At 69.0% G+C, this 24,197-nt stretch carries 21 protein-coding genes, 1 tRNA gene and 1 other annotated feature; of the genes, 17 read left to right on the top strand and 5 right to left on the bottom strand.

What is annotated here, in order from left to right; translation table 11 throughout:
- The first annotated feature begins 412 nt into the window (after window positions 1-412).
- Genes dnaN through AC5YDA_RS09025 form a run of 3 tightly spaced genes read left to right on the top strand, consistent with a single transcriptional unit; the run spans window position 413 to window position 3,306 of the window.
- The gene (gene dnaN, locus AC5YDA_RS09015) at window positions 413-1,573 is read left to right on the top strand and encodes a DNA polymerase III subunit beta (RefSeq protein WP_496189060.1); all 1,161 of its coding nucleotides are present in this window, start codon (window positions 413-415) and stop codon (window positions 1,571-1,573) included.
- Between the two features lies 1 nt (window position 1,574).
- Entirely contained in the window at window positions 1,575-2,783 is a 1,209-nt protein-coding gene (gene recF, locus AC5YDA_RS09020) for a DNA replication/repair protein RecF (protein ID WP_496189061.1), read from the top strand.
- The gene (locus AC5YDA_RS09025) at window positions 2,773-3,306 is read left to right on the top strand and encodes a DciA family protein (protein ID WP_496189062.1); all 534 of its coding nucleotides are present in this window, start codon (window positions 2,773-2,775) and stop codon (window positions 3,304-3,306) included. The genes recF and AC5YDA_RS09025 overlap by 11 nt, the downstream gene beginning before the upstream one ends.
- 76 nt (window positions 3,307-3,382) lie before the next feature.
- Here AC5YDA_RS09025 and AC5YDA_RS09030 read toward each other — a convergent pair whose 3' ends face one another.
- Together AC5YDA_RS09030 and AC5YDA_RS09035 are read right to left on the bottom strand one after the other, a co-directional pair.
- Window positions 3,383-4,555, bottom strand: coding sequence for a cytochrome P450 (locus tag AC5YDA_RS09030; protein WP_496189063.1), 1,173 nt, complete (start codon window positions 4,553-4,555; stop codon window positions 3,383-3,385).
- 90 nt (window positions 4,556-4,645) lie between these two features.
- Window positions 4,646-5,587: a LysR family transcriptional regulator gene (locus AC5YDA_RS09035; RefSeq protein WP_496189064.1), complete on the bottom strand. Its 942-nt coding sequence runs from the start codon at window positions 5,585-5,587 to the stop codon at window positions 4,646-4,648.
- A 131-nt stretch (window positions 5,588-5,718) separates the two neighbouring features.
- On the opposite strand from AC5YDA_RS09035, the gene AC5YDA_RS09040 reads away from it, so the two are divergent.
- The 8 genes from AC5YDA_RS09040 (at window position 5,719) to AC5YDA_RS09075 (ending at window position 13,913) form a co-directional block, all read left to right on the top strand.
- On the top strand, window positions 5,719-5,907 hold the full coding sequence (locus AC5YDA_RS09040) for a ferredoxin (protein ID WP_496189065.1): 189 nt from the start codon (window positions 5,719-5,721) through the stop codon (window positions 5,905-5,907).
- A 1-nt stretch (window position 5,908) separates the two neighbouring features.
- The gene (locus AC5YDA_RS09045; protein WP_496189066.1) at window positions 5,909-7,063 is read left to right on the top strand and encodes an NAD(P)/FAD-dependent oxidoreductase; all 1,155 of its coding nucleotides are present in this window, start codon (window positions 5,909-5,911) and stop codon (window positions 7,061-7,063) included.
- A 120-nt stretch (window positions 7,064-7,183) separates the two neighbouring features.
- The gene (locus AC5YDA_RS09050; protein ID WP_496189067.1) at window positions 7,184-8,173 is read left to right on the top strand and encodes a phosphotriesterase family protein; all 990 of its coding nucleotides are present in this window, start codon (window positions 7,184-7,186) and stop codon (window positions 8,171-8,173) included.
- 3 nt (window positions 8,174-8,176) lie between these two features.
- Window positions 8,177-9,127 (top strand): phosphotriesterase family protein, encoded by a 951-nt coding sequence (locus AC5YDA_RS09055; protein ID WP_496189068.1) that lies wholly within the window; start codon window positions 8,177-8,179, stop codon window positions 9,125-9,127.
- Window positions 9,128-9,186: 59 nt separating this feature from the next.
- On the top strand, window positions 9,187-10,317 hold the full coding sequence (locus AC5YDA_RS09060) for an FAD-dependent monooxygenase (RefSeq protein ID WP_496189069.1): 1,131 nt from the start codon (window positions 9,187-9,189) through the stop codon (window positions 10,315-10,317).
- Complete coding sequence (locus AC5YDA_RS09065; protein ID WP_496189070.1) at window positions 10,314-11,240, top strand: alpha/beta hydrolase; 927 nt, start codon at window positions 10,314-10,316, stop codon at window positions 11,238-11,240. The genes AC5YDA_RS09060 and AC5YDA_RS09065 overlap by 4 nt, the downstream gene beginning before the upstream one ends.
- A gap of 22 nt (window positions 11,241-11,262) precedes the next feature.
- Entirely contained in the window at window positions 11,263-12,183 is a 921-nt protein-coding gene (locus tag AC5YDA_RS09070) for an MBL fold metallo-hydrolase (RefSeq protein ID WP_496189071.1), read from the top strand.
- Window positions 12,184-12,194: 11 nt separating this feature from the next.
- Window positions 12,195-13,913: a CocE/NonD family hydrolase gene (locus AC5YDA_RS09075; protein ID WP_496192928.1), complete on the top strand. Its 1,719-nt coding sequence runs from the start codon at window positions 12,195-12,197 to the stop codon at window positions 13,911-13,913.
- On the opposite strand, the gene AC5YDA_RS09080 is transcribed toward AC5YDA_RS09075, so the two are convergent.
- Window positions 13,898-14,512: a TetR/AcrR family transcriptional regulator gene (locus AC5YDA_RS09080; protein ID WP_496189073.1), complete on the bottom strand. Its 615-nt coding sequence runs from the start codon at window positions 14,510-14,512 to the stop codon at window positions 13,898-13,900. The genes AC5YDA_RS09075 and AC5YDA_RS09080 overlap by 16 nt on opposite strands.
- 194 nt (window positions 14,513-14,706) lie before the next feature.
- Between AC5YDA_RS09080 and AC5YDA_RS09085 the strand changes: the two genes are divergently transcribed.
- Window positions 14,707-15,321: a hypothetical protein gene (locus AC5YDA_RS09085; RefSeq protein ID WP_496189074.1), complete on the top strand. Its 615-nt coding sequence runs from the start codon at window positions 14,707-14,709 to the stop codon at window positions 15,319-15,321.
- A 103-nt stretch (window positions 15,322-15,424) separates the two neighbouring features.
- On the opposite strand, the gene AC5YDA_RS09090 is transcribed toward AC5YDA_RS09085, so the two are convergent.
- Window positions 15,425-16,312, bottom strand: a complete 888-nt coding sequence (locus AC5YDA_RS09090) for a VOC family protein (protein WP_496189075.1) — start codon at window positions 16,310-16,312, stop codon at window positions 15,425-15,427.
- A 279-nt stretch (window positions 16,313-16,591) separates the two neighbouring features.
- Here AC5YDA_RS09090 and gyrB point away from each other — a divergent pair, with 279 nt between their 5' ends.
- From gyrB to AC5YDA_RS09115, 5 genes are all read left to right on the top strand, one after another.
- Window positions 16,592-18,649, top strand: a complete 2,058-nt coding sequence (gene gyrB, locus AC5YDA_RS09095; protein WP_496189076.1) for a DNA topoisomerase (ATP-hydrolyzing) subunit B — start codon at window positions 16,592-16,594, stop codon at window positions 18,647-18,649.
- Between the two features lie 22 nt (window positions 18,650-18,671).
- Window positions 18,672-21,482, top strand: coding sequence for a DNA gyrase subunit A (gyrA, locus tag AC5YDA_RS09100; RefSeq protein WP_496189077.1), 2,811 nt, complete (start codon window positions 18,672-18,674; stop codon window positions 21,480-21,482).
- A complete protein-coding gene (locus AC5YDA_RS09105; protein ID WP_496189078.1) occupies window positions 21,475-21,951 on the top strand; it encodes a DUF3566 domain-containing protein in 477 nt (158 codons plus the stop codon). Before gyrA ends, AC5YDA_RS09105 begins: the two co-directional genes overlap by 8 nt.
- 1 nt (window position 21,952) lies before the next feature.
- Window positions 21,953-22,552: a CDP-alcohol phosphatidyltransferase family protein gene (locus AC5YDA_RS09110; RefSeq protein WP_496189079.1), complete on the top strand. Its 600-nt coding sequence runs from the start codon at window positions 21,953-21,955 to the stop codon at window positions 22,550-22,552.
- A gap of 109 nt (window positions 22,553-22,661) precedes the next feature.
- Window positions 22,662-22,738 (top strand) — tRNA-Ile (locus AC5YDA_RS09115).
- 111 nt (window positions 22,739-22,849) lie between these two features.
- On the opposite strand, the gene AC5YDA_RS09120 is transcribed toward AC5YDA_RS09115, so the two are convergent.
- Window positions 22,850-24,147 (bottom strand): IS3 family transposase gene (locus AC5YDA_RS09120; RefSeq protein WP_496192929.1). Its coding sequence is split into 2 segments (ribosomal slippage): window positions 22,850-23,853 and window positions 23,853-24,147, totalling 1,299 coding nucleotides; the frame shifts between segments, so codons are not numbered across the junction.
- Window positions 23,720-23,869 (bottom strand) — a sequence feature (AL1L pseudoknot). (Overlaps the previous gene by 150 nt.)
- Window positions 24,148-24,197 lie beyond the last annotated feature (50 nt).

Genomic DNA, 24,197 nt, shown 5'->3' on the forward strand with positions numbered 1-24,197 from the left:
TCGGCGCAGGAGCCCCCACCCAGGAGCCCCCACCCTCGAACACCGAGGACCCCTCCGGACCAGCCAACCAGTCCCGCCGAGTTGGGGAAGTTCTCCCCAACAACCCTGTGGACAAGCCGGGTCAGCTGTGGAAAGTTCAAACATCCCCGTCGGGGCTCCACAAATCCTCCCCGTGTGATTTCGAGTTGCCCACAGCTTGGCAAGGCGCGAATCGCCGAGACGACAAGCAACGACGAGGGTTCTCCACGGGATCCACACCCGTGATGACGATGAAGAGAAGTAAGACATCTCCATCTCTTCAACCTCACGAACCTGCCCAGGTGTGGGCAACCCGATTCACCGCTCACAGCGCGCTAGGATCGCTGCAGCCACCCGTGTACCTCCGGGTGGGTAACCGACTTGGGAGCCATCAGTGAAGATTCGTGTCGAGCGTGACATCCTGGCCGACGCCGTCCAGTGGGTGGCTCGCAGCCTGCCCAACCGGCCGAGCGTTCCGATCCTGGCTGGCCTGCGGCTCGAGGCGACGGGTGACCAGGTCGTGCTGTCGAGCTTCGACTACGAGACCTCGGCCAAGGTGACGATCAAGGCCGAAGTGCACGACGAGGGCGTCTCGCTGGTGTCCGGCCGCCTGCTGGCAGACATCGCCCGCAGCCTGCCGGGCAAGCCGGTCGACCTCACGTCCGACACCTCCAGGATGGAGATCGTGTGCGGTTCGGCGCGGTTCACGCTGCAACTGCTCCCGGTGGGGGAGTACCCCGAACTGCCCGAGATGCCCGTCTCGACCGGCACGGTGACCCCCGACACGTTCGCCCAGGCCGTCTCCCAGGTCGTGGTGGCGGCGGGGCGAGACGAGCTGCTGCCGGTGTTCACGGGGGTCCGTGTCGAGATCGAGGGCGACACCCTGTCGCTGCTGGCGACCGACCGCTACCGCATGGCGCTCAAGGAGCTGCCCTGGCACCCGACCTCCCGCAACACCGAGGCGGCCGCGCTCGTGCCCGCCAAGGTTCTCGCCGAGTCGTCCAAGTCGATGACCGCGGGCGAGAAGATCTCCCTGTCCCTGTCGTCCGGCGACAGCGGTGACGGCCTCATCGGCTTCGAGGGCGAGGGCACCAACGGTGTCCGCCAGATCACCACCCGCCTGCTGGACGGCGAATTCCCGAAGGTCCGTCACCTGATGAACGTGCAGCCGACGGTGACCGTCCGTGCGAACACGTCTGAGATCGTCTCCGCCGTGAAGCGCGTGGCGTTGGTCGCCGAGCGCAACACGTCGCTGCGCATGGTCATCGCCGAGGACCACATCACCCTCGAGGCGGCCACCGGCGACCAGGCCCAGGCCGTCGAGGCCGTCGAGGCCACCGTCGTCGACGAGACCGGCTCCGGGCTGTCCATGACCGCGGCCGGCTTCAACCCCCATTACCTGCTCGACGCCCTCAACGCGCTCGACACCCCGTACGTGAACTTCTCCTTCACGGCTCCCGGGAAGCCCTGCCTGCTGAGGCCGCTGGTCGAGATCGACGGTGACCCGTCGGCCGACTATAAGCACGTCATCATGCTCATGCGCCTCCCGCAGTAGGTTGTTCGTCACCCACCTGAGCCTGGCGGACTTCCGGTCCTGGGAGTTCGCCGAACTCGCGCTGGAACCGGGCGTCACCACGCTCACCGGGCGCAACGGTCAGGGCAAGACCAACCTGGTCGAGGCGGTCGAGTACCTGGCCACGCTGGCGTCCCACCGGGTGGCATCCGATGCTCCGCTGATCCGGTTCGGGGCACCGCGGGCGATCGTGCGGGCGCGGGTCCAGGCCGGCCTCGATGACTCACGCACCCTCGCCCTCGAGGTCGAACTGCATGCAGGCAGGCCCAACAAGGCCTCGATCAACCGCGGTCCGCTGCGGCGGGTCCGCGACATCCTGGGTGCCCTGCGCGTGGTGCTCTTCTCGCCCGAGGACCTCGCCCTCGTCAAGGGCGACCCGTCCGAGCGCCGGCGCTTCATGGACGACCTGATCACCCAGCGCTGGCCGCGTCTGGCCGGCGTCCGTGCGGACTACGACCGCGTGCTGCGCCAGCGGTCGATGCTGTTGAAGTCCTTGTCCGGACGCCGTGGGCCCGTCCAGCCGGACGCGGCGGCGACGCTGGACGTCTGGGACGACTCGCTGGCCACCCTCGGCGCGGACATCATCGCCGCTCGACTGCGGACCCTCGCCGACATCGCCCCGCACGTCGCGGACGCCTACCTGGCCATCGCCCCGAGCAACAACGTGGCATCCGTGGCCTATCGGTCCAGCTCGCTCGGCCTCGATCCGCAACCCGGCGAGGGCGACGTCCCGGACGCCACCCCCGAGGAGATCGCGACCCGCCTCAGGGAGCGGATGGCCGAGCGGCGCGGCGAGGAGGTCGCCCGCGGCGTCACGCTCGTCGGCCCGCATCGCGACGACCTGGTGCTGTCCCTGGGCCGACTCCCGACCAAGGGGTACGCCAGCCACGGGGAGTCCTGGTCGTTCGCGCTGTCGCTGCGGCTGGGGGCCTACGCGCTGCTGCGGGCCGATGGCGTGGAACCGGTGTTGATCCTCGACGACGTGTTCGCCGAACTGGACGAGGTCCGGCGGTCCCGGCTCGCCGAACGGATCGCCGGTGCCGAGCAGGTGCTCATCACGGCGGCGGTGGCTTCCGACGTCCCCGAATCCCTGGCCGGGAAACGCTGGATCATCGCCGACGGAACCGTCACGCTGGACACTGACGAGGGGGACAGCGAACCGGACGAGGAGGCGGGCACCGATGACGCGTGAATCGGACAACGAGGACGAGTTGCCGGACATCCCGTTCGACCCCACCGGGCTCGACCTGGCTCGCCGGATCGCAGCCGCGGCCGGTCGGACCGTTCCGGCGCAGCCGCCCCGGAAACCCACGCCGCGCGCGAAGCCCGGGGAGGGACGCAGGGCGTCCGGCAAGGAGAAGGGCGACCCGCTCAGCCTCGGGGAGGCGCTGGAGGGCGTGATCGAGCGGCGCGGCTGGGGCACCCAGGTGAACGTGCACCTGCTGCTGGGCCGCTGGCCCGAGCTCGTGGGGGACGCCGTCGCCGAGCACTCCCAGCCGGAGGCCTACAAGGACAAGGTCGTGGTGGTCCGGACGACGTCGACGAACTGGGCCGCGCAGTTGCGGCTGATGGCACCCCAGATCGTCGCGAAGATGAACGCGACGCTGGGGGATGGCACCGTCAAGGCGGTGCGGATCCTGGGGCCGGAGGCACCGTCCTGGCGTCATGGGCCGCGCACGGTGAAGGGTCGGGGGCCGAGGGACACGTACGGCTGACCTGTGCTGCATTTTGTGTGGGCAGAGCTGGTCATCATCGGGGTATTTCGCCTACACAAAATGCAGCACAGGGGGCTCAGGCCGGGACGACGTCCAGGACCTCGATGGACTCCCACCCGCGGGTCATGTTCGTGAGCCGGGCCTTGCGCTCGCCGATGCGGAACGACGTGACGTACTTGACCAGGGCGTTGAGGGCCGCCTGCACCTCGAGGCGGGCGAGGCCCTGGCCGGCGCACCCGTGGATGCCGTAGCCGAAGCCCAGGTGGTCGATCGGGTTGCGCTGGATCCGGAACGAGTCCGGATCGTCGTAGTGCCGCGGGTCGCGGTTGCCCGAGGCGATCATCACGGCGGCCTGCGCGCCGGCCGGGATCGTCACGCCGTCGATCTCCACGTCCCGGGTCACGCCGCGGCCGGCCACCGGGAGGGGGGAGTGGTAACGCAGCACTTCGTTGAGCGTGGCACCCACCAGCGACGGGTCGGCGCGCAGCAGTGCGTACTGGTCGGGATGGTCACCGAGCAGCGCCAGCGCATTGCCGATGGACGCGATGGTGGTGTCCATCCCGGCGGCGATGTACTGGTGGATGATCATGCCGCAGCTCTCGTAGGCGATCTCACCGCGGTCGGCGGCGCTGAAGATCGCGTGGCCCATGCTGCCGGGGCGCAGGTCGGCTGCGGTGCTGTTGTGCGACCAGCCGTACAGCTCCTTGGCGCGCGGCAGGTAGGCCTCGGACCGCTGGTTCATGGGGCCGAGCAGGTTCATCGCGGCCTCGCCCCAGTCGATGAGCTGCGCCTTGATCTCGTCCGAGACACCGATCATGTCGGCGACGATCGTCAGCGGCAGCGGGCGGGCCAGGTCGGCCACGCCGTCGAAGCTGCCCCGCTCGACGAGTGCGCGCACCATCGTGTCGGCCTTCTCGTCGATGGCCTCCTTCTCCTTGCGGAGGGCGCGAGGGGAGAGGTTCTCCGTCAGGACGGCCCGCAGAGGGGCGTGGTCCGGCGGGTCGGTCGCGAGGCTCGTGCCCTTGAGCACCTCGTTGATCATCGGGTTGAACCCCACCTTCGTCGACGAGAAGGTGGCCGGGTCCCCGAGCGCGGCGCGGACGCCGTCGTAACGGGTGACCGCCCACAGGTCCCGTCCGGGCAGGTGGACGACGGGCGCGGTCTCCCGGATGCGCTGGTAGGTCTCGTACGGGTCGATGAGGACTGCGTCGTCGAACAGGTCGACGTCCTCGATCTGGGAGTTGGTCATGGTGCTGGTCCTTCCTCGTTGACGGGTCAGCGGGTGCGTTCCAGTGAACGGAAGGTCCAGCGCATCAGGCAAGCCGATCTTTCGTATGGACTACATGCGCGAAGTGAATACGTACGGCGCGGTCGCGTCCCGCAGGGTGCGATCCAGCCACGTCCGGTACGTCGGGTCGCCCAGCCAGGGGTTCCACACCAGGTCGATCCCCAGGCCGAGCAACGGGAACGGGAACTCGGCCATGTGGATGCCCGGCACGTGCCGTTGCATCGTCATCGCCACGCTGTGCCGCTGGAACGCGATCCGTGACGTCCCGGCCACCAGCATGGGGATCAACAACTGGTCGTTGGCGCGCTCCCGGACGGTGAAGGTGATGCCGCGCTCGTGCAGTACCTGGTAGGGGCGCAGCGGCTGCGGCGAGTCGTAGACCACGTGCGGACGCCGGGCGATCGCCTCCTCGACGAGTTCACCCGCGCCGAGCGGCTCGCCGGTGATCACCACCCATCGATCGTGGAACAGCCGCGTCCGTGGGTGGGGCGTGGGGTGGCCCTGGGAGAGGAACAGGACGTCGGCTCGCTCCTGGGTGAAGACCGCGTCGGTGATGTCGGTCGTGGTGATGATCCGGACGGTCGACCGCGGGGCCTGCTCGGCGATCGCCCGGGTGAACGTGGGTGTTGTCACGAAGGCCGTGCTCGTCGTCATCGCCAGGGTGATCGTGCGCGTGGTCTGGACCGGGTCGAAGGATGCCTGGGACACGAGCGCCGCCGTCTGCTGCAGCACCCGGCGCAGCGGGCCGATCAGGGCCACCGCGCGGGGAGTCAGCGAGAACTCGTTGCCGCGCCGGACGAGCACCTCGTCGCCGAGCAACCGGCGGATCCGGCGCAGCGCATGGCTCATCGCCGGCTGGGAGAGGCCGACCCGTTCGGCGGCGCGGGTGACCGACCGCTCCTCGAGTACCGCGAGGAGCGGCACGAGCAGGTTCAGGTCGATGGAGGTGACCCGGGAGAGATCGCTGGTCGGGGCCGCGCTGCCGTCCGTCATGTCATTCCCCCTGTGAATGGTGATGATGACAAGTATGCATTAGACGCACAACCGAATCCTGGGTGAGACTCGAAAGCGGGTGGTCGGCCACGAGGGCACCCGACCCGGACTGCACGACTCGAGGAGGGGCCATGCGCATCGAGGTTGACCAGGCACGTTGTGAGGGCCACGGACTGTGCGAGGAGGCCGCACCGCACCTCCTGCACCTCGACGACGACGGCATCCTGCACATCGACGTCGACGAGCTGCCGGCCGGCGACGAGGCCGCCGCCCAGGCGGCTGTCCGCGTCTGCCCCGTGGCTGCGCTGCGCATGGCCTGACATGGAGCGCATCGTCGTCGTCGGTGGGGGCATCGCCGGGCTCACCGCCGCTCATGTCCTCCGCGACGAGGGCTTCACCGGGGAGCTGACCCTCGTCGGCGAGGAGCCGACCGCCACGTACAGCCGTCCCGTGCTGTCCAAGGCGGCCCTCATCGGCGCCGAGGTGGGCGGGCACGAGCTCTCCGATCCGACCCATGGGGGGACCGAGTTGCGCGGGATCCGCGCCACCGGAGTGCGGCTCGCCGACAGGGTGGTGGAGCTGGACAACGGCACCGAACTGCCGTTCGACGGGCTCGTCATCGCGACGGGTGCGGGCGTTCGCAGGCTGACTGGCAGCCCCCATGAACTCACCCTGCGCACCCTGGCCGACGCCGAGGTGGTCCACGCCCGCCTCGGCGAGAGGCCCAGCGTCGTGGTGGTCGGTTCGGGCCCGCTCGCGATGGAGCTGGCGTCCGGAGCGGTCGAGCGGGGGTGTGCGGTCACGGTGGTGTGCGACGGCGTCCCGATGGAGCGCCACCTGGGTCACCACCTCGCGCGCCTGCTGGCGGAGGCGGCCGCGGCCCACGGCGTCCGGCTGGTGGGGAGCCGTGCGATCCACGCCGAGGCCGGCCCGGGTGCCGCCCGCGTGGAGACGGCCTCCGGCGAGGTCGTCGCCGCGGACGTCCTCGTCACGGCGATCGGCGACCGGACGCACGACGACTGGCTGGCCGGCTCGGGCCTGCTCACCCACGGACACCTGTTGGTCGACACCCGCGGCCGCGTGCTGGACGCCGAGGGCACGCCCCGTCCCGGCATCGTCGCGGCGGGGGACGTCTCGTGGTGGCCCAGCCCCGCCGGCCCCCGCCGGTCACCGCTGTGGACGAGCGCGCTCGACCAGGCGACCGTGGCCGCCCGGGGGCTCCTGCACGGCGACGCCGCGCACCCCTTCGAGGCCCTGCCCTACTTCTGGACCGAGCAGTTCGGGCTGCACGTCCGCGCGGTGGGCCCTCTGCCCGTGGCGGGCGAGCCGGTCGTGGTGGAGGCGGACCACGGATCGCCGCGGGCGTTGCTGCTCTGGCCGTCAACGGTCGCCGTGGGCACGGCGGTGGCCGTGAACTACCGGATCCCGATCCCCAAGCTGCGGCGGCTCGCGCTCGCCGAGCCGGCGACGCCCTGACCCGGGTCGAGGACCCTCTTGACATCGCGGACGTTACTGTCTGTATCTTTGATTTACAGTGTGTCACTGAATGACCATTGCGTCGTGCCAAAGGGGGCCCGGCCTCGAGAAAGGTGATCCATGACGGAGACGACGAAACCGAGAGCAAGGGTGAACACCGTCCTCGGTCCTGTCCCCGCCGAATCCCTCGGCGTCGTGGCGGTCCACGAGGCGTTGTTGTCGGTGGTCCCCGGGGCTGAGTACGCACCTGACGTCACCTGGGACCGCGCCGAGATCGTCACCGAACTGGTGGGCAGGCTGCGGGCCTTCAAGGCGGCCGGCGGCGGCACGATCGTGGACGCGACGGGCATGTTCCACGGACGCAACGTCCCGCTGTTGGAGGCCGTCTCGAGGGCAACGGGCGTGAACGTGGTCGCCTCCACCGGCATGGGGCCGGAGGAGTACCTGGGCGGCTATTTCCGCACCCCGCAGACCAACCCGCCCACGCCGTGGCCGGCCGAGAAGTTCGCCGCCCTCTTCTCGGCGGAGGCCACGGAGGGCATGGTGGTCCCGCGCATCGAGCGTCGCGGCAAGGCCGGGCTGGTCACCACCACCGGGACCCGGGGAGGGCTCACCGGCACCGACGAAAGCCTGTTCAAGGGTGCGGGTCGGACGGCCGCCGCCACGGGAATCCCGCTCTCGTTCCGTCACGGTGCCGATCCGGTCGCCGAACTTGAGCTGATCCTGGCCGAGGGTGTCGTCGCCGGCCGCGTGCTGGTCGCCGACCTCGACCGCACGGACGCCGCGGGCGCGGCGAAGCAGGTGGCGGAGAGGGGGGCGCTGGTGGGCCTCACCAACGTCGGCACCGCGGGTGGGGGCTTCCTCACCGATGCCGAGCGCGCCGACCTGGTCGCCGAGCTGGTGGCGTCCGGACACCGCGACCGGATCCTGCTGGCCAGTGGCGCCATCGGTGTGGCGAAGGGGCTCGAACCGTCCGTCGTGGGCTTCGACCACGTGCTCACCACATTCGTCCCCCGGCTCAGGGCCCTCGGCCTGTCCGACGCGGACGTGCAGGCCCTGCTCACCACCAACCCGGCCACGTGGCTGGCCGTCCAGACCGAGGAGGCCTGACCCATGGCCCACGTCAACACCGTCCTGGGCCCGGTGGCCCCCGAGGAGCTCGGCCACGTCGCCATCCACGAGCACGTCGGCTACGGCATGCCCGGCAGCGAACTCGACACCCAGTGGTGGAAGCCCTTCGAGGCCAAGGTGGCTGAGACCGTCGCGCAGTTGCGGCAGTTCCATGAGTACGGGGGCCGCACGTTCGTGGACATGACCGGCATCTGCAACGGTCGCGACGTCGACTACTACCAGGTGCTGTCGGCCAAGACCGGCGTCCACATCGTCGCGTGCACCGGCTTCGTCGGCGGCGACACCGCCCTCGTGCACTTCTCGCGCGCCTCGGTGGAGTACCTCGCCGAGGTGTTCACCCACGAGATCACCGTCGGGATCGGCAACACCGGTGCCAAGGCGGGCGTGATCAAGGTCGGGGTCAGTCGCGGCGGGCGCATGACCGACCTCGACAAGCGCATCTACCGCGCTGCGGCCCGCGCGGCCCGCGACACGGGCGTCCCGATCGTCACCCACCTCGCCATCGACGCCGAACCCGCCGTCGAGATCTTCCACGAGGAGGGCATGCCGCTGGACCGCGTCCTCTTCGGCCACGCCGACGACGGCGTCAACCACGACAAGACGCGCCACAGCTGGATCGCCGACCAGGGCGGCATCGTCGGCTTCGACACGTTCGGTTACGACCTCGAGCTGCCCGACCCGCCCTTCTGGGGGCGCAAGCGGGCCGAGCGCCTGGCGCACTTCCTGCAGTTCCACGCCGAGTACCCCGACCAGGTGCTGGCGGGCGTGGACGCCAACTGCAGCCCTCTCGGATGGCCCGGCGTCAAGGGCCACACCGTCAACTACCTGTTCGAGGAGCTGATCCCCGACCTGAAGGAGGCCGGCATCGACGACGCGGAGATCACCCGCCTCTTCGTCACCCGCCCGGCCGAGTTCTACACCGTCACACCCTGAACCGACCCAGCCTGACCACGACCACCACCACCGACCACGCCTCAAGGAAGAGACACACCATGAACACCGACCAGCTCAAGAACCTCCGCGTCGCCATCGTGGGCGGCGGATACGGCGGCGCGTCCGCCGCCAAGGCCCTCAGCAACCTGGGCGCCCAGGTCACCGTGTACGAACAGGCCAAGGAGATCCGTGAGGTCGGCGCCGGCATCGGCCTGCGTCCCTCGTCGATGCACCAGTTCCGGCAGTGGGGGATCTTCGACGCCATCGCCTCGGTCACCTCGCCCAGCGACTACTTCGAGATCCTCACGGCCGAGGGCCACTCGATCATGAAGGACCAGTGGCCGGGCATGGATGACTACGAGCCCAAGACCCACACGCACCTCGTGCACCGCAACGACTTCATCCAGGCCCTGCTGGGTGTCCTGCCCGACGGCATGGTCAAGACCAACCACAAGCTGGAGACGATCGTCGACAACGGCGACACCGCGACGCTGAGGTTCGCCAACGGCGAGACCGTCGAGGCCGACCTGGTCGTGGGCGCCGACGGCATCCGTTCCACCGTCCGTGAGCAGCTGTTCTCCGACCAGCAGCCGGTGTTCGCCGGCGAGCACGCCTACCGCGTGGTCGTGGACGCCGACGCGGCGCACGGGCTGGTCACCGACGACAACCTGCGCATGTACCTGGGCCGCGGCACCAAGGTGTACGTCCTCCCGCTGCGCCACCGCAACCAGATGTCGTTCGACGTCACGGCACTGAACTCCGACCCGACCCGCAACCCCGTCCGCACCAAGGACGATCTGCTGGCCACCGTCGAGGGCTTCGACGAGCGCATCATCAAGCTCGTCCAGGACCTCGACATGGACAAGGTCAACATCCGCGCCGTCTACGACATCGACCCGGTCGACACGTGGCACTCCGACTCCGTCGTCCTGCTCGGCGACGCCTCCCACGCCATGTGCCACCACCAGGGCCAGGGCGCCAACTCGGCCATCCTCGACGCGGGCGCCCTTGCGGACGCGCTGGTGGAGGCCGATTCGGTCAAGGAGGCGATCGCCCAGTACGCGGCCCTCCGCAAGCCCGTCACCGACGAGCTGCAGCGCATCTCGCGGCAGGGCTGGTCCGAGGACGAGGTCAACGACGTCTTCCCCGGCCAGAAGCGTCCCGGCGAGAAGGTGGGTGTCGACGAATGATCCACCCCCAGATCGGTCAGGTGCTGGCGTCGCTGCCGGCATCTGACCCGGGGCCGCTCGACCCGGCCGCCATGCGCGCCGGCGAGGCCGCCCAGGTCCCCCCGGTGGCCGACCGCATCCCGGTCGGCTCCGTCGACGACTCCGTCGCCAACGGTGTCCCCGTGCGGATCTACCGAGGGGTCTCGCAGATGGCGGTGACTTCTTCCCCGCAGTCGGGTGACAAGTTCACCCCAAAGCGAGGCACTCTCGTGTACTTCCACGGAGGGGCCTTCTTCCTCGGCAGCCTGGACACCCACGACCACGTCGCGCGCCACCTGGCCAACGCCACGGGGTGGACCGTCGTGTCGGTCGACTACCGGCTCGCGCCCGAGCACGCGTTCCCGGCCGGGCTGGAGGATGGCTGGGCGGTCGTGACGTGGGCGGCCGAGCAGGGCGGCCCGGTCGCCCTGGCCGGGGACAGCTCCGGCGGCACCTTCGCCGCCGCCCTCGCCGCCCGCGCCCACGACGCGGGGCTGGACGCCGTGACGCACCAGATCCTCTACTACCCGAGCCTCGACCTGGACTTCGACGAGTCGCGCTACGGGTCGCTGCGTTCCGAGGCCCGGGGCCACGGGCTGGAGACGGTGGGGCTGAAGCCGTTCAACGCCTTCTACCTCGACTCCGGAGCCGACCCCGCCGACCCGCGGGTGTCCCCCATCAAACGCGCCGACCTGTCGGGGTTGCCCTCCGCCCTCATCGTCACCGCCGAGCACGACCCGCTCCGTGACGAGGGGGAGCTCTACGGCCGCCGCCTCGCCGAGGCCGGCGTCCCCACCACCGTGAGCCGCTACGACGGGGCCAATCACGGCTTCGTGGCCAACTTTTCGTGGATCCCCGAGTTCGCACGGGTGTTCGACGAGACGGCCACCTTCCTCAACCCCTGATCCCGACCCACGAAAGACCCACATGACCGTCGCAGTCCATCCGCTGGTCTCCCCCTGGGGGCGCTTCGGGCTCTACAGCTTCTACATCGACGCCCCCGAACCGGCCATCGTCGACACCGGCATCGCCAGCTCGCCGGGTGACGGCATGGCACCGGAGCTCGCCAAGCTCGGCCGACGCATCGAGGACGTGAAGTGGATCCTCCTCACCCACGGCCACATCGACCACCTGGGCGGCGCCCGCGCGTTGTGGGAGCTGACCGGACGCCGCGCACAGGTCGTGCTCCACGCCGCTGACGTGCCGCTCCTCGCCTCGCGCGAGGCGCACGTCGCCGACTACGAGACCGGACGCGGACAGTACCTCAACGACCCGGACGGTGCGGCGAGGGAGCGATCCGCCGCGCAGGCTGTCATCGCCGGCGAGATGGAGCCGACGCTCGTCGTCCACGGCGGGGAACGCCTGGACCTGGGTGGGGGAGTGACCGTCCGGGTCCACCACCTCCCGGGCCACACGCCCGGCTCGGTCGCGTACGTCATCGAGGGGCAGGGCGACACCTTCGTCGGGGATGCCGTGCAAGTGCACGGCGCGGCCAACGGCTTCCCCGGCTACACCGACCCGGACGCCTACCGCGCCAGCTTGGTGCACCTGCGCGACGAGGTCCAGCCCCAGCGGCTCTACCTCGGCCACCCCTACCGGACGTCCGCGGGTGTGCCCTACGGCGTCCAGCTCGACCGCGAGCAGGCCGAGGCCGCCCTGGATGAGTCGATCGCGATCGAGGCTCGCATCCGCGACGCCGCGGAGCGCTTCGGCGTCACCGAGACCAACTCGCCCCACTCGCCGTTCGAGGCGGTGGCGGCGGAACTCGGGTACACCGGTGACCCGACGTCGATGCCGTCCCCGTTCTTCACCACGCTGCACGGGTACCGGCAGCTGTTCGCCCGTTGACAAGGAGAGAGATGCCCGAGACCAAGAGGATCAAGGCCGGCGCGCAGGACATCGTCGTCCTCAAGGACGTGCGGGTCCCCATGCGGGACGGTGTGGAGCTGGCCGCGGATGTCTACCACGGGACGGAGGAGAAGCCGCGCCCGGCGCTGGTGGCGCTCAGCCCGTACGGCAAGGAACTCCAGGCCCTCGCGCTGACCATGCCCCCACAGCGGCGTCCGTCCCCCATGTGGGACGGCTGCATCGAGGCCGGCGACATCGCCCGGGTGGTGGCGGAGGACTACGCCCACGTCATCGGTGACCTGCGCGGCACCGGGTACTCCGACGGTGAGCACATCGGCAACTACAACGCGGGTGGGGTGTCGCTGGGCCAGGACGCGTACGACTTCATCGAGTGGGTCGCCGCCCAGCCCTGGTGCGACGGCAACGTCGGGATGATCGGTATCTCGTACTTCGGGTCGATGCAGGTGATCGCCGCGGCCGAGCGCCCGCCGTCCCTGAAGGCGATCTTCGTCTCGGGCGGCCACTACGACTTCTACGAGACGACCTATCACGGCGGCATCATGTGGCTCATGCCCCGTGCGGCCCGCGAGGGGCGCGGTGGCGACTCGGGGTGGGCGTTCACCGACGGCGTGAAGTCGCGCATGCTGGAGGAGCTGTCGGCCCACGAGGTGAAGGCGCGCGTCGCCGAGCGGCTGGAGGATCCCGACGTCAGGGCCTGGCCGAACCTGGTGCACGTCCTGCACTACCCGAAGAACCACGAGGCGTGGTTCGACATCATCACCAACGAGCTGGACGGGGAGTGGTACACCGAGCGCAACCCGAACGAGCTCGCGCACCGGATCGACATCCCCGTGTGGCTCCAGCTCGACCACGGCCGTGGCTGGACCCTGGACGGCACGATCGAGGTCTTCAACGCCGTGCAGGGAGTCAAGAAGCTCGACATCGGCCCCTACCCGCCGATGCAGAGCCGCCCGTTCATCGAGGAACACGACAAGATGTTCCGCTGGTACGACCGGTGGTTGAAGGGCATCGAGAACGGCGTCGAGGACGAGCCCCGCGTGACGGTGTTCCTGGAGGGCTCGAAGCAATACGTCACGGGTGAGGAGTGGCCGCCTCGGCCCGCCGAGCACCGGGAGCTCTTCCTGCGACCCCGCCGCAGGCTGTCGCCGGAGCCGGAAGAGATGGGGCCGGAGTACGCGGCGCCCGACGGCTTCTTCCAGGCGCCGCTGACGGTCACCGACCGCGTGGAGATCCTGAACTGGGAGACCGCGCCCTTCACCGAGACGACAGCCCTGATGGGCACCGGAGCGGCACACATCTTCGCCGAGATCGACGCCGAGGACACCAACTTCATCCTGCGCCTGTGGGACGTCGCGCCCGGCGGCAAGCGGCAGATCGTGACCACCGGCTACCTCAAGGCGTCGCACCGCGAACTGGACGCGGAGCGCTCGGCGGTGGGAAGCCCGGTGCACCCCCACACCCGTGCGGTGCCGGTGGAACCGGGCGTGGTCGAGGAGTACGTCATTCGCCTCTACCCGTTCGCCACCACGTTCCTGCCCGGCCACAAGCTGGTGCTGGAGCTGTCCAACAACGAGCCGATGGCCGACGAGCACAACGCCCTGTTGCCTCCGGATTCGTTCCACCTGCCCGTCGGGCGTCCGGTGAACCACAAGATCTACCGGGACGCCGACCACCCGAGCCGGCTGGTGCTCCCCTACGTCGAGCTCTGAGACCGCGTGTCCGGACCGGTGAGCAGGTGAGCCCAGGAGTCGGTCATGTTGCGCAGCATGACCTCCCGGGGCGTCCGCCAGCCGAGGCTGAAGTAGCGGCGGGCGGTGTACTCGAACTGGCCGAAGGCGAGCACGGCCCGGGCCCGGCGGTCGGGCTCGGGGTACCGGTTGCTGCGGTCGAGGCCGCGCTGCATCGAGGTGATCGTCTCCTCGAACCACGCGATCAGCGACTGATGGATCACGGCGTCCGTGGGCGCCGCCTCGTAGGCGGCCGACATGTACGGGCGCAGCTTCTCCCAGTTGTCGAAGTTGCGGTCGAGCCAGCCGCGGAGCTTCGCGGGGTCCCCGCTGGCCACGCAGTCCTCCAGCTTCGTCTCGTCGGCGCCGATGACCTCACCCGCGATCCGCTTCAGCAGCTCAGCCAGCAATTCGCTCTTCGAGGTGAAGTGGAGGTAGAACGTGGTGCGCGTCGTACCGGCTGCGGCTGCGATGTCCTCGATGGTGGTGGCGTGGTAGCCCTTGTCGGAGAAGAGTGCGAGCCCGCGCTCGAGCAGGAGTTCGCGGGTCATGCGCTTCTGCGCTTCCCTGAGGGTTGCCATGGCTCGACGGTACAGCAGTCGGATTGCACAGCGACAGCCCTGTTGACATGTAGTTCTTTCAGTGGCTCCAGTGTCGTCCAGGATCCATGTCGCCCCGCACCGCGTCCCGGGTATTGACATGCTGTCGTGTGAGTTTCTACTTTGTTTAGTGACGTGACCATCCGTCAAAGACGACGACCCAAGGAGAGAGAATCATGTCCCCCAACCTCGTGAAAGGCACGTTGGTCGAGGCCGCGCTGGGAGCGCTCCTGATCACGCTGCTGCTGCTGCCGGTTCAGGCCGCCTTCCCGCACATGGCTGCCTACACGCCGTTCGCGATCCTCCCGATCCCGCTGTTCTTCGCGCTGCGCATGCCCCTGGGCGGCCTGGTGGCCCTCTTCCTGAGTTTCTTGGCCGGCACGGTCTGGGGCTTCGCCTTCACCCTCGTGGCCGGCCCCCTGATCGGTGCCAACCCCGCCTCCACCCCGATGGTGCTCGGCGTCGGCGTCACCGTGGTGATCTTCCTGATCCTGGCCGTGCACCCGCTCCTGCTGGGCCGGACGCCGTTCGGCGTCGTGCCCGCGGTGCTGATCGGCTTCCTCGAGATGCTGATGGTGCTGCTGATCTTCAACAACCCGGGCATCGTGCTCCCGGACGCCCCGGTCCTGAGCTGGGCCTGGGTCGTCGGGATCTTCGCCTACGGCTGCATCATGACCGCGATCATGGTCGTCGTCTCCGGTGCCGCCGCCGACAAGGTGGCCGGCAAGGGCTGGAACCCGCACCGTGGGGCGCCTGAGGCCCAACCGCAGCGCGCTGACTCCGCCTCCTGACGGACGCTGGCCCCCGTGCTGCATTTTGTGTGGGCATAGCTGGTCATCATCGGGTTACTTTGCCCACACAAAATGCAGCACGGGGGCCGGGCCCCGACGTCGGTCAGGCAGAGACGCGGACGAGGTTGCCCCAGGGGTCGTCGAGCTCGATGGCCGTCCCGGTCTCGCGGATCGCGACGCCGCGGGTGCGCGCCCGGTCGCCGAGGGCGGTGACGTCGTCGGCGCCCGGGAGGACGATGTCGACGCGGCCCAGGCCCAGGCCCGGGGTTCGCAGGCCGACCCCCTCGGAGGCCCACGTGTTCATCGCCATGTGGTGGTGGTAGCCCCCGGCGGACACGAACAGCGCGCCCGGCAGCTCGGCGGTGATGTCGAAGCCGAGGGTGTCGACGTAGAAGTCCTTCGCCTGGCCCGTGTTGCCGACCTTCAGGTGCACGTGGCCCACGACGGTGTCGTCGGGCAGGGAGCCGCGGCGGTCCGGCGCGGTCTCGACGAGGTCGCGCGCCTCGGGCGTGAGGTGCTCGCCGAGGAACTGGTTGGGGTCAATGCCCAGGGTCGCCATCTGGACGCGGCCGTCGACCCACGTCCACTGGTCGCGGGGGCGGTCGTAGTAGATCTCGACGCCGTTGCCCTCGGGGTCGTCGAGGTAGAAGGCCTGCGAGACGAGGTGGTCGCCCGGGCCGGTGAACAGGTGGACGTACGGGCTCACGGCGAAGGCGGCCAGCGTGGTCGCCAGTGCAGCGGGTGTCTCGTGGAGGATCGCGGTGTGGAACAGCCCGGCCGTCCGGCGCTCGCCGCGGGGGAGGTCGGGGCGGTGGCGGAGGGTGACGAGCGTCTCGCCGTCGCGGCCGAGGTCCACCTGGTCGCCCCGGTCGGCGACGTGGTCGAGCAGCAGGGCCTCGCGGTAGAAGGCGCTCATTCCGTCGAGGTCGGCGACGTCGAGCGCGACGCCCCCCATGCGGGTGGTCGTGGGCAGGGTCTGCGTACTGGGCATGCCTCCTCAACGGTTGAGCCGTCAACCATATTCCGCAGGGGTGGCAACCCTGCCCGTCACCCTTCCGGTGCAAGCCTCTGGGCGTCCATTCACCCCCCGGACCCATACCGGGGGTCGGATTCGGGGGAGGACGGGCGTCCAAACCGGCCCAGAGGCCCGCCCACGGCCAAATCTCTCCTCACAGAGCACCGATTCGTGGGGCCTTCCTAGTAGGATGGTCGAGTTCAAGGGTCGCCGCCCCGCACATCAGTCGAGGGCGGCGTCCGCGTGCAAGGAGAGATGAAACCTGTGACGGCAGAGAACCAGTCGGCGCCCCGCAACGGTTCCTCGCACTCGGTGGAGGCGGGCGTCTACGACGCCAGTGCCATCACCGTCCTCGAGGGCCTGGAGGCGGTCCGCAAGCGGCCCGGCATGTACATCGGTTCGACCGGTGAGCGCGGCCTCCACCACCTCGTCTACGAAATCGTCGACAACTCCGTCGACGAGGCCCTGGCCGGGTACGCCGACCTGATCACGGTGGAACTCCTCCCCGGTGACGGTGTGCGGGTGACCGACAACGGCCGTGGATTCCCGGTGGACCTCCACCCCAAGGAGAAGATCCCGGCCGTCACCCTCGCCCTGACCGTCCTGCACGCGGGAGGCAAGTTCGGCGACGGCGGCTACAAGGTGTCCGGCGGCCTGCACGGGGTGGGTGCGTCCGTGGTGAACGCGCTGAGCGACAAGTTCCAGGTGGACGTCCGCCGGGACGGTTACCACTGGCGGCAGGAGTTCAGCCTCGGCGTTCCCGACTACGACCTGCAGCGCCTCGAGCCGCTCACCGACGAGGACGAGATCGGCACCACGATCACGTTCCACGCGTCGCCGCACATCTTCGAGACCACGCACTACAACTGGCAGACGCTCGCCATGCGGTTCCGCGAGATGGCCTTCCTGAACAAGGGCCTCACGATCAAGCTGATCGACGCCCGACCCGTCCCGGGGGGCCCGGGGGAGAAGGACGACCTCGCGGACTTCGTCGACGACGTCGACGGCCACGAGGAGGAGATCACCTTCCGGTACGACGACGGGCTGATCGACTACGTCAAGTACCTGACCGGGACCAAGGACACGATCCACCCGAGCGTCATCGCGATCGACGCCGACAACCCGGCCGACCGGCTGTCGCTCGAGGTCGCGATGCAGTGGAACAGCTCGTTCTCCGAGAGCGTGCACACGTTCGCCAACACGATCAACACCCACGAGGGCGGCACCCACGAGGAGGGCTTCCGCGCGGCGCTCACCAACACCGTGAACCGGTGGGGCGAGACGTGGGGCATGATCAAGAAGAAGGAGGACCGTCCCTCCGGCGACGACATCCGTGAGGGCCTGACCGCCATCATCTCGGTGAAGCTCGGTGAGCCGCAGTTCGAGGGGCAGACCAAGACCAAGCTCGGCAACACCGAGGCCAAGAGCTTCGTGCAGAAGGTCGTCAACGACCTGCTCGGCGACTGGTTCGAGAAGAATCCCGCCGAGGGCAAGGAGATCATCCGCAAGTCGCAGGCCGCGGCGCAGGCGCGGATGGCGGCCCGCAAGGCGCGCGACATGGCCCGTAACCGCAAGGGACTGCTGGGCTCCACGTCGCTCCCGGGCAAGCTCGCCGACTGCTCGAGCCGCAACCCGGTCGAGTGTGAGGTGTTCATCGTCGAGGGTGACTCCGCCGGCGGTTCGGCCAAGGGCGGACGCGACCCGCGGACCCAGGCGATCCTGCCGATCCGTGGCAAGATCCTGAACGTCGAGAAGGCCCGCCTGGATCGCATCCTGGCGAACAAGGAGGTCGAGGCGATCTTCAATGCCCTCGGCACCGGCTTCTCCGACGACTTCGACATCGACCGCCTGCGGTACCACAAGATCGTCCTGATGGCCGACGCCGACGTGGACGGCGCTCACATCCGGACGCTGCTGCTGACCCTGCTGTTCCGGTTCCTGCGCCCGCTCATCGCAGCCGGCCACGTGTATCTGGCCCAACCGCCGCTGTTCCGCCTGCGCTGGACGAACGCGCCCCACGAGCTGGCCTACTCCGACGAGGAGCGCGACGCGATGCGCGACGCCGGCCTCGCCGCGGGCAAGAAGCTGCCGAACGTGAACCCGATCCAGCGGTACAAGGGTCTGGGTGAGATGGACGCCGAGGACCTGTGGAACACCACCATGGATCCCGACCAGCGCACCCTCGCGTTGGTGACCCTCGAGGACGCCGCGGCGGCGTCCGACATGTTCAGCATCCTGATGGGCGAGGACGTCGAGCAGCGCAGGAACTTCATCCAGCGCAACGCCAAGGACGTCCGCTTCCTCGACATCTGATCCACCGAAAGAGACCTGACTGATGAGTGACACGCCCAACGAGCCGCCGGTGGACGGCGACGACACCATGCCGGAGACGCCCTCCAGCCCCGAGACCCCCATCTCGCCGGAGTCGCCGCCCGAGGTGAGCGACGCGATCAACGAGCAGCTGGACAAGCACGACGCGTTCGTCCCCGACCCGGGCGAGCGCCCGGTCGCGGCCGTGGCGTCCGACAAGGACGCCATCGTCGAGCTCAGCGGCAAGATCGAGGAGATCGACCTCAACGAGGAGATCCAGAGGAGCTACCTCGACTACGCGATGAGCGTGATCGTGGGGCGTGCGCTCCCGGATGTCCGCGACGGCCTCAAGCCGGTGCACCGCCGTGTGCTGTACACGATGTACGACGGCGGCTACCGACCCGACCGTGGCTGGAACAAGTGTTCCCGCATCGTCGGCGACGTCATGGGCAAGTACCACCCCCACGGTGACACTGCGATCTACGACACCCTGGTGCGTCTCGCCCAGCCGTGGGTCATGCGGCACAAGCTCGTCGATGGCCAGGGCAACTTCGGCTCGCCCGGCAACGACGGCGCGGCCGCCATGCGGTACACCGAGTCGAAGATGAACCCGCTGGCCATGGAGATGGTCCGCGACATCGACGAGAACACGGTCGACTTCCAGCCGAACTACGACAACAAGGACACCGAGCCGACCGTCCTGCCGGCGCGGTTCCCGAACCTGCTCGTCAACGGCTCGACCGGCATCGCCGTCGGCATGGCGACGAACATCCCGCCGCACAATCTGCGCGAGGTGAACGACGCCGTCCAGTGGATGCTGGCGCACCCCGAGGCGTCCAAGGAGGAGAACCTCGAGGCGTGCATGCAGCACATCAAGGGGCCCGACTTCCCCAACGGGGCACTCATCGTCGGACGCAAGGGCATCGAGGACGCCTACCGCACCGGCCGCGGCCTCGTCAGCATGCGCGCCGTCATCGAGGTCGAGGAGGACAGCAAGGGTCGCACCTCGCTCGTCGTCACCGAGCTGCCCCACATGTGCAACCCGGACAACCTCGCCCTCAAGATCGCCGAACTGGTGAACGCGGGACGCCTGACCGGCATCGCCGACATCCGCGACGACTCCTCGGCCCGCACCGGGCAACGGCTCGTGATCGTGCTCAAGCGGGACGCCCAGCCGCGCGTGGTGATGAACAACCTGTACAAGTTCACCCCGCTGCAGGACACCTTCGGCTGCAACATGCTGGCCCTGGTCGACTCGGTGCCGCGCACCCTGAGGCTGGACCAGTTCCTCGGCTACTGGATCCGCCACCAGGTGCAGGTCATCCAGCGGCGCACCCAGTACCGCCTCGACCAGGCCGAGCGGGACGCCCACATCTACCGTGGTCTGGTCAAGGCGCTGGACGCGCTCGACGAGGTCATCGCGTTGATCCGCGCCTCGCGGACGACCGAGGAGGCCCGCACCGGCCTCATGAAGCTGCTCGACATCGACGAGGTCCAGGCCAGCGCCATCCTCGAGATGCAGTTGCGCCGTCTGGCGGCCCTCGAGCGGCAGAAGATCATCGACCGCCTGGCCGAGTACGAGCGCCAGATCGCCGACCTGAAGGACATCCTCGCCAAGCCCGAGCGCCAGCGTGAGATCGTCTCCACCGAGCTGCAGGAGATCACCGACAAGTACGGCGACGAGCGGCGCACCCGCATCGTCGCGGCCGACGGTGACCTCTCGGACGAGGACTTCATCCCCGACGAGGACATGGTCGTGACCATCACCTACGGCGGCTACGTGAAGCGGACGCGCTCGGACCAGTACCGCGTCCAGAGGCGCGGCGGCAAGGGCGTGCGCGGGGCGTCCCTGCGCAGCGAGGACGAGGTGCAGCACCTGTTCACCGCGTCCAGCCACGACTGGTTGTTGTTCTTCACCAACTTCGGACGCGTCTACCGCACGAAGGTGTGGCAGCTGCCCGAGGCCTCGCGGGACGCCAAGGGTGGCCACGTCGCCGGGCTGATGTCGTTCCTGCCGGACGAGCGGATCGCGTCGATCCTGACCATCCGTGGCTACGAGGACAAGCCGTACCTGCTCCTCGCGACCAAGAACGGCCTGGTCAAGAAGACCGACCTGACGGCGTACGACAGCTCGCGGGCAGCCGGTCTCATCGCGGTGAACTTCCGTGAGGAGGGCGACGAGCTCATCGGCGCGTCCATCTGCTCCACCGACGACGACGTCCTGCTCATCTCGAAGAAGGGCCAGGCGATCCGGTTCCGTGCCGACGATGCGCAGCTGCGGCCGATGGGGCGGGCGACGTCCGGCGTGACGGGCATGAAGTTCCGGGAGGATGACGAACTGCTGAGCATGGCCGTCATCGACTCGGACACCCCGGAGGACGACCGCTTCGTGTTCACCGTCACCGACGGTGGCTTCGCCAAGCGGACGGCCGTGTCCGAGTACCGCCTGCAGGGTCGTGGTGGCCTGGGCATCAAGGCGATGAAGCTGAACGAGGACCGCGGGTCGCTCGTCGGCGGGCTCGTCGTGAGCGAGGACGACGAGGTGATCGCCATCAAGCAGTCCGGCCAGGTCATCCGGTCGTCCGTCTCGGACGTGCCCGCGAAGGGGCGCGACACCATGGGCGTCAAGTTCGTGGGCCTCACCGGCGACGACACCGTCACCGTCATCGCGCTCTACCCGGAGACGGACGAGCCCGAGGCCGAGGCGGCCCTCGAGCCCGCTGCCAATGTGGAGGCCCCCGCAACGGCCGACGCGCAGGAAGCCGGGGCAGCGGCTACCGTTGAAGCACCGGACGTCGCGCACGACGTCCGGGGCGAGGAGGAATCCGGTGACTGACGCGCAGAAGCAGGACGTGCGGACGACGTCCGGCATGAAGCTGGCCCCGGCGGCGAACCGCAAGGGGGCCACCGACGTGCCGACGCGTGCCGGCCTGAGGACCCGCCGGGCCCGCCTCCGCATCTCGCGCGTCGATCCGTGGTCGGTGATGAAGACCTCGTTCCTGTTCGCGATCGCCGCCGGCATCATCTTCTGGGTCGCCATGTACGTCCTGTGGACGGTCATCGGCGCCTCCGGGATGATCGACGCCATCAACGGTGTCCTCACGCAGCTGCTCAGCAACGACCAGGACCAGAGCCCCTTCCGGGTGGAGGACTTCGTCAACACCAACAAGGTGATGGGCTTTACGACCCTGTTCGCCGTGGTGAACGTCGTGATCCTGACGGCGCTCGGGACGATCTTCGCGTTCCTGTACAACCTGTCCGCCAGCATCCTGGGCGGCTTGGAGCTGACACTCGCAGAGGACTGACATGGCGGACCGGCCGGGGGACCAACGGACGATCCTCGAGCGGGTCGAGGGCCTGCGGCCCTGGACGATCCCGAACGCGATCACCCTGGTCCGGTTGCTGTTGCTCGTGCCGGTCTGCTGGTTCATCTGGACCGAGGAGCAGGGCTCGTGGATGCCGGTCGTCCTGCTGGGCGTGTGGGCGTCCACCGACTGGGTGGACGGCCTCATCGCCCGCAAGCTGGATCAGGCGTCGAAGCTGGGGGAGTGGCTGGACCCGTTCGCCGACCGGCTGGGCATCTGGGGTCTGGCCCTGACCCTGGGCGCGTCGGGGGCGATCGGGTGGTGGGTGCTGATCGTGATCTTCGTGGTCGACATGTTCGTCGCCGTGCTGGCCGCGCGCGTGGCGCGGGCGGGAGAACTGTCCGTGAGTTGGGTCGGCAAGGTCCGGACGGCCGTCCTGTTCGTCGCGGCGGTGCTGGTCGTCATGGGCGTCACGGTCTGGGAGCCGGCCGACGCCGTGGGCCAGGGCCTCTTGGTCGTCGGGGTCGTCCTGCACGTCGTCGCTGCCGCGGACTACATCGCCAAAGGCCGCCGCTACGCTCGCGCGTACCCGCGCTCCTGACCTCGCGGCCGAGGTCAGCGGTTGCAGTGCCCGCAGCGGGCGCCCAGTTGCTGGTCGGATTTGAGCCAGCGTGTCGTGGGGCGCTAGAGTCTTCGTTGCACCGCACAGCGGGCCTATAGCTCAGACGGTTAGAGCGCTGCCCTGATAAGGCAGAGGTCACTGGTTCAAGTCCAGTTAGGCCCACCATTACCAAACGCTCCCCCACTAGGGGGAGCGTTCCTGTTTCCGGGTCCTTGCTCGGGGTTCGTGCCCAATACGTGCCCAATGTGAATCGCCCCGGGTTTCGTGGAGGCTCGGTTAGGTGGATCCGACCTCGGTGAGGACCGGGTTCTTACGGTAGTGCTCGACGGGCTGGCTCGCCCAGTGGTTGGTCTCGTACTCGGCGGGCGGGACGAGCCCGATCTCGCCGTGGAGGCGCCGGTGGTTGTACCAGTCGACGTACTCGGCGACGGCGATCTCGACATCGACCACGGACTTCCAGCCGCCTTGGGGTCGCATCACGGGGTTGCGGATGCACTCGGCCTTGAACAACGAGTTGAGTGCCTCGGCCATGGCATTGTCATAGCTGTCACCCTTGGACCCGACCGATGCGACGGCCTCGGCCTCGGCGAGCCGCTCGGTGTAGCGAATCGCTCGGTACTGGACGCCGCGGTCGCTGTGGTGGACCAGACCAGTGACATCTTGGCCGGCGCGCCGGCGGGCCCACAGCCCCATGTCGAGGGCATCCAGGGCCAGATCGGTGCGCAGGCTGGTCGACACCTGCCAGCCCACGACCATCCGGCTGAACACGTCCAGCACGAACGCCACGTAGGCCCACCCGACGTGCGTCCGGACGTAGGTCAGATCAGCCACCCACAACTGGTTCGGGGCGCCGGCGACGAACTCGCGCTTGACCAGGTCCTCGGGACGCTCGGTCTGCGCGCCCTGACCGATCGTGGTCTTGCGAATCTTTTCCCGCGGGATGCCGCGCAGGCCGTCGTTCTTCATCAGCCGCTCGACGGTGCACCGGGCGACCTTGGTGCCCGTCCGGTTGAGCTCGGCATGGACCTTGCGGGCACCGTAGACGCCCAGGTTGGCCTGGTGCGCGGCCCGGATCTGGCCGACGAGTTCGGCATCGCGGAGCGCGCGGGCCGACGGCGGACGATCCCGGGCGGCGTAGTAGGTGCTCGGGGCGATCTGCACACCAGCTGCCTTCAACACCGTGCAGATCGGCTCGACCCCGAACCGGTCGCGGTACTGGTCGATGTAGTCGACCAGCACCCCGACGGGCACCGCTACCTGATCTTGCGGTCGAGCTCCGCGGCCGCGAAAAAAGCCGCGGACGTCTTCAGGATCTCGTTGGCCCGACGCAGCTCGCGGACCTCGCGCTCGAGCTCGGCCAGCCGAGCCCCGTCATCGGTCGTCGTGCCGGGCCGCACCCCGCCGTCGACCTCGGCCTGACGCACCCAGTTCCGCAACGCCTCCGGGTGCACCCCCAGTTGGTCGGCGACCCGCTTGATCGCCCCACGCGCCGACTCCGGGTCCCTCCGCGCATCCAACGCCATCCTCGTCGCCCGCTGCTGCAACTCAACGCTGTACTTCCTCGCTGCTGCCATGACTCTCATCATCCCTTCCCAGGACTGAGAGCCTCCATCAGACCCGGGGC

The organism is Propioniciclava sp. LT294, from assembly GCF_059516005.1.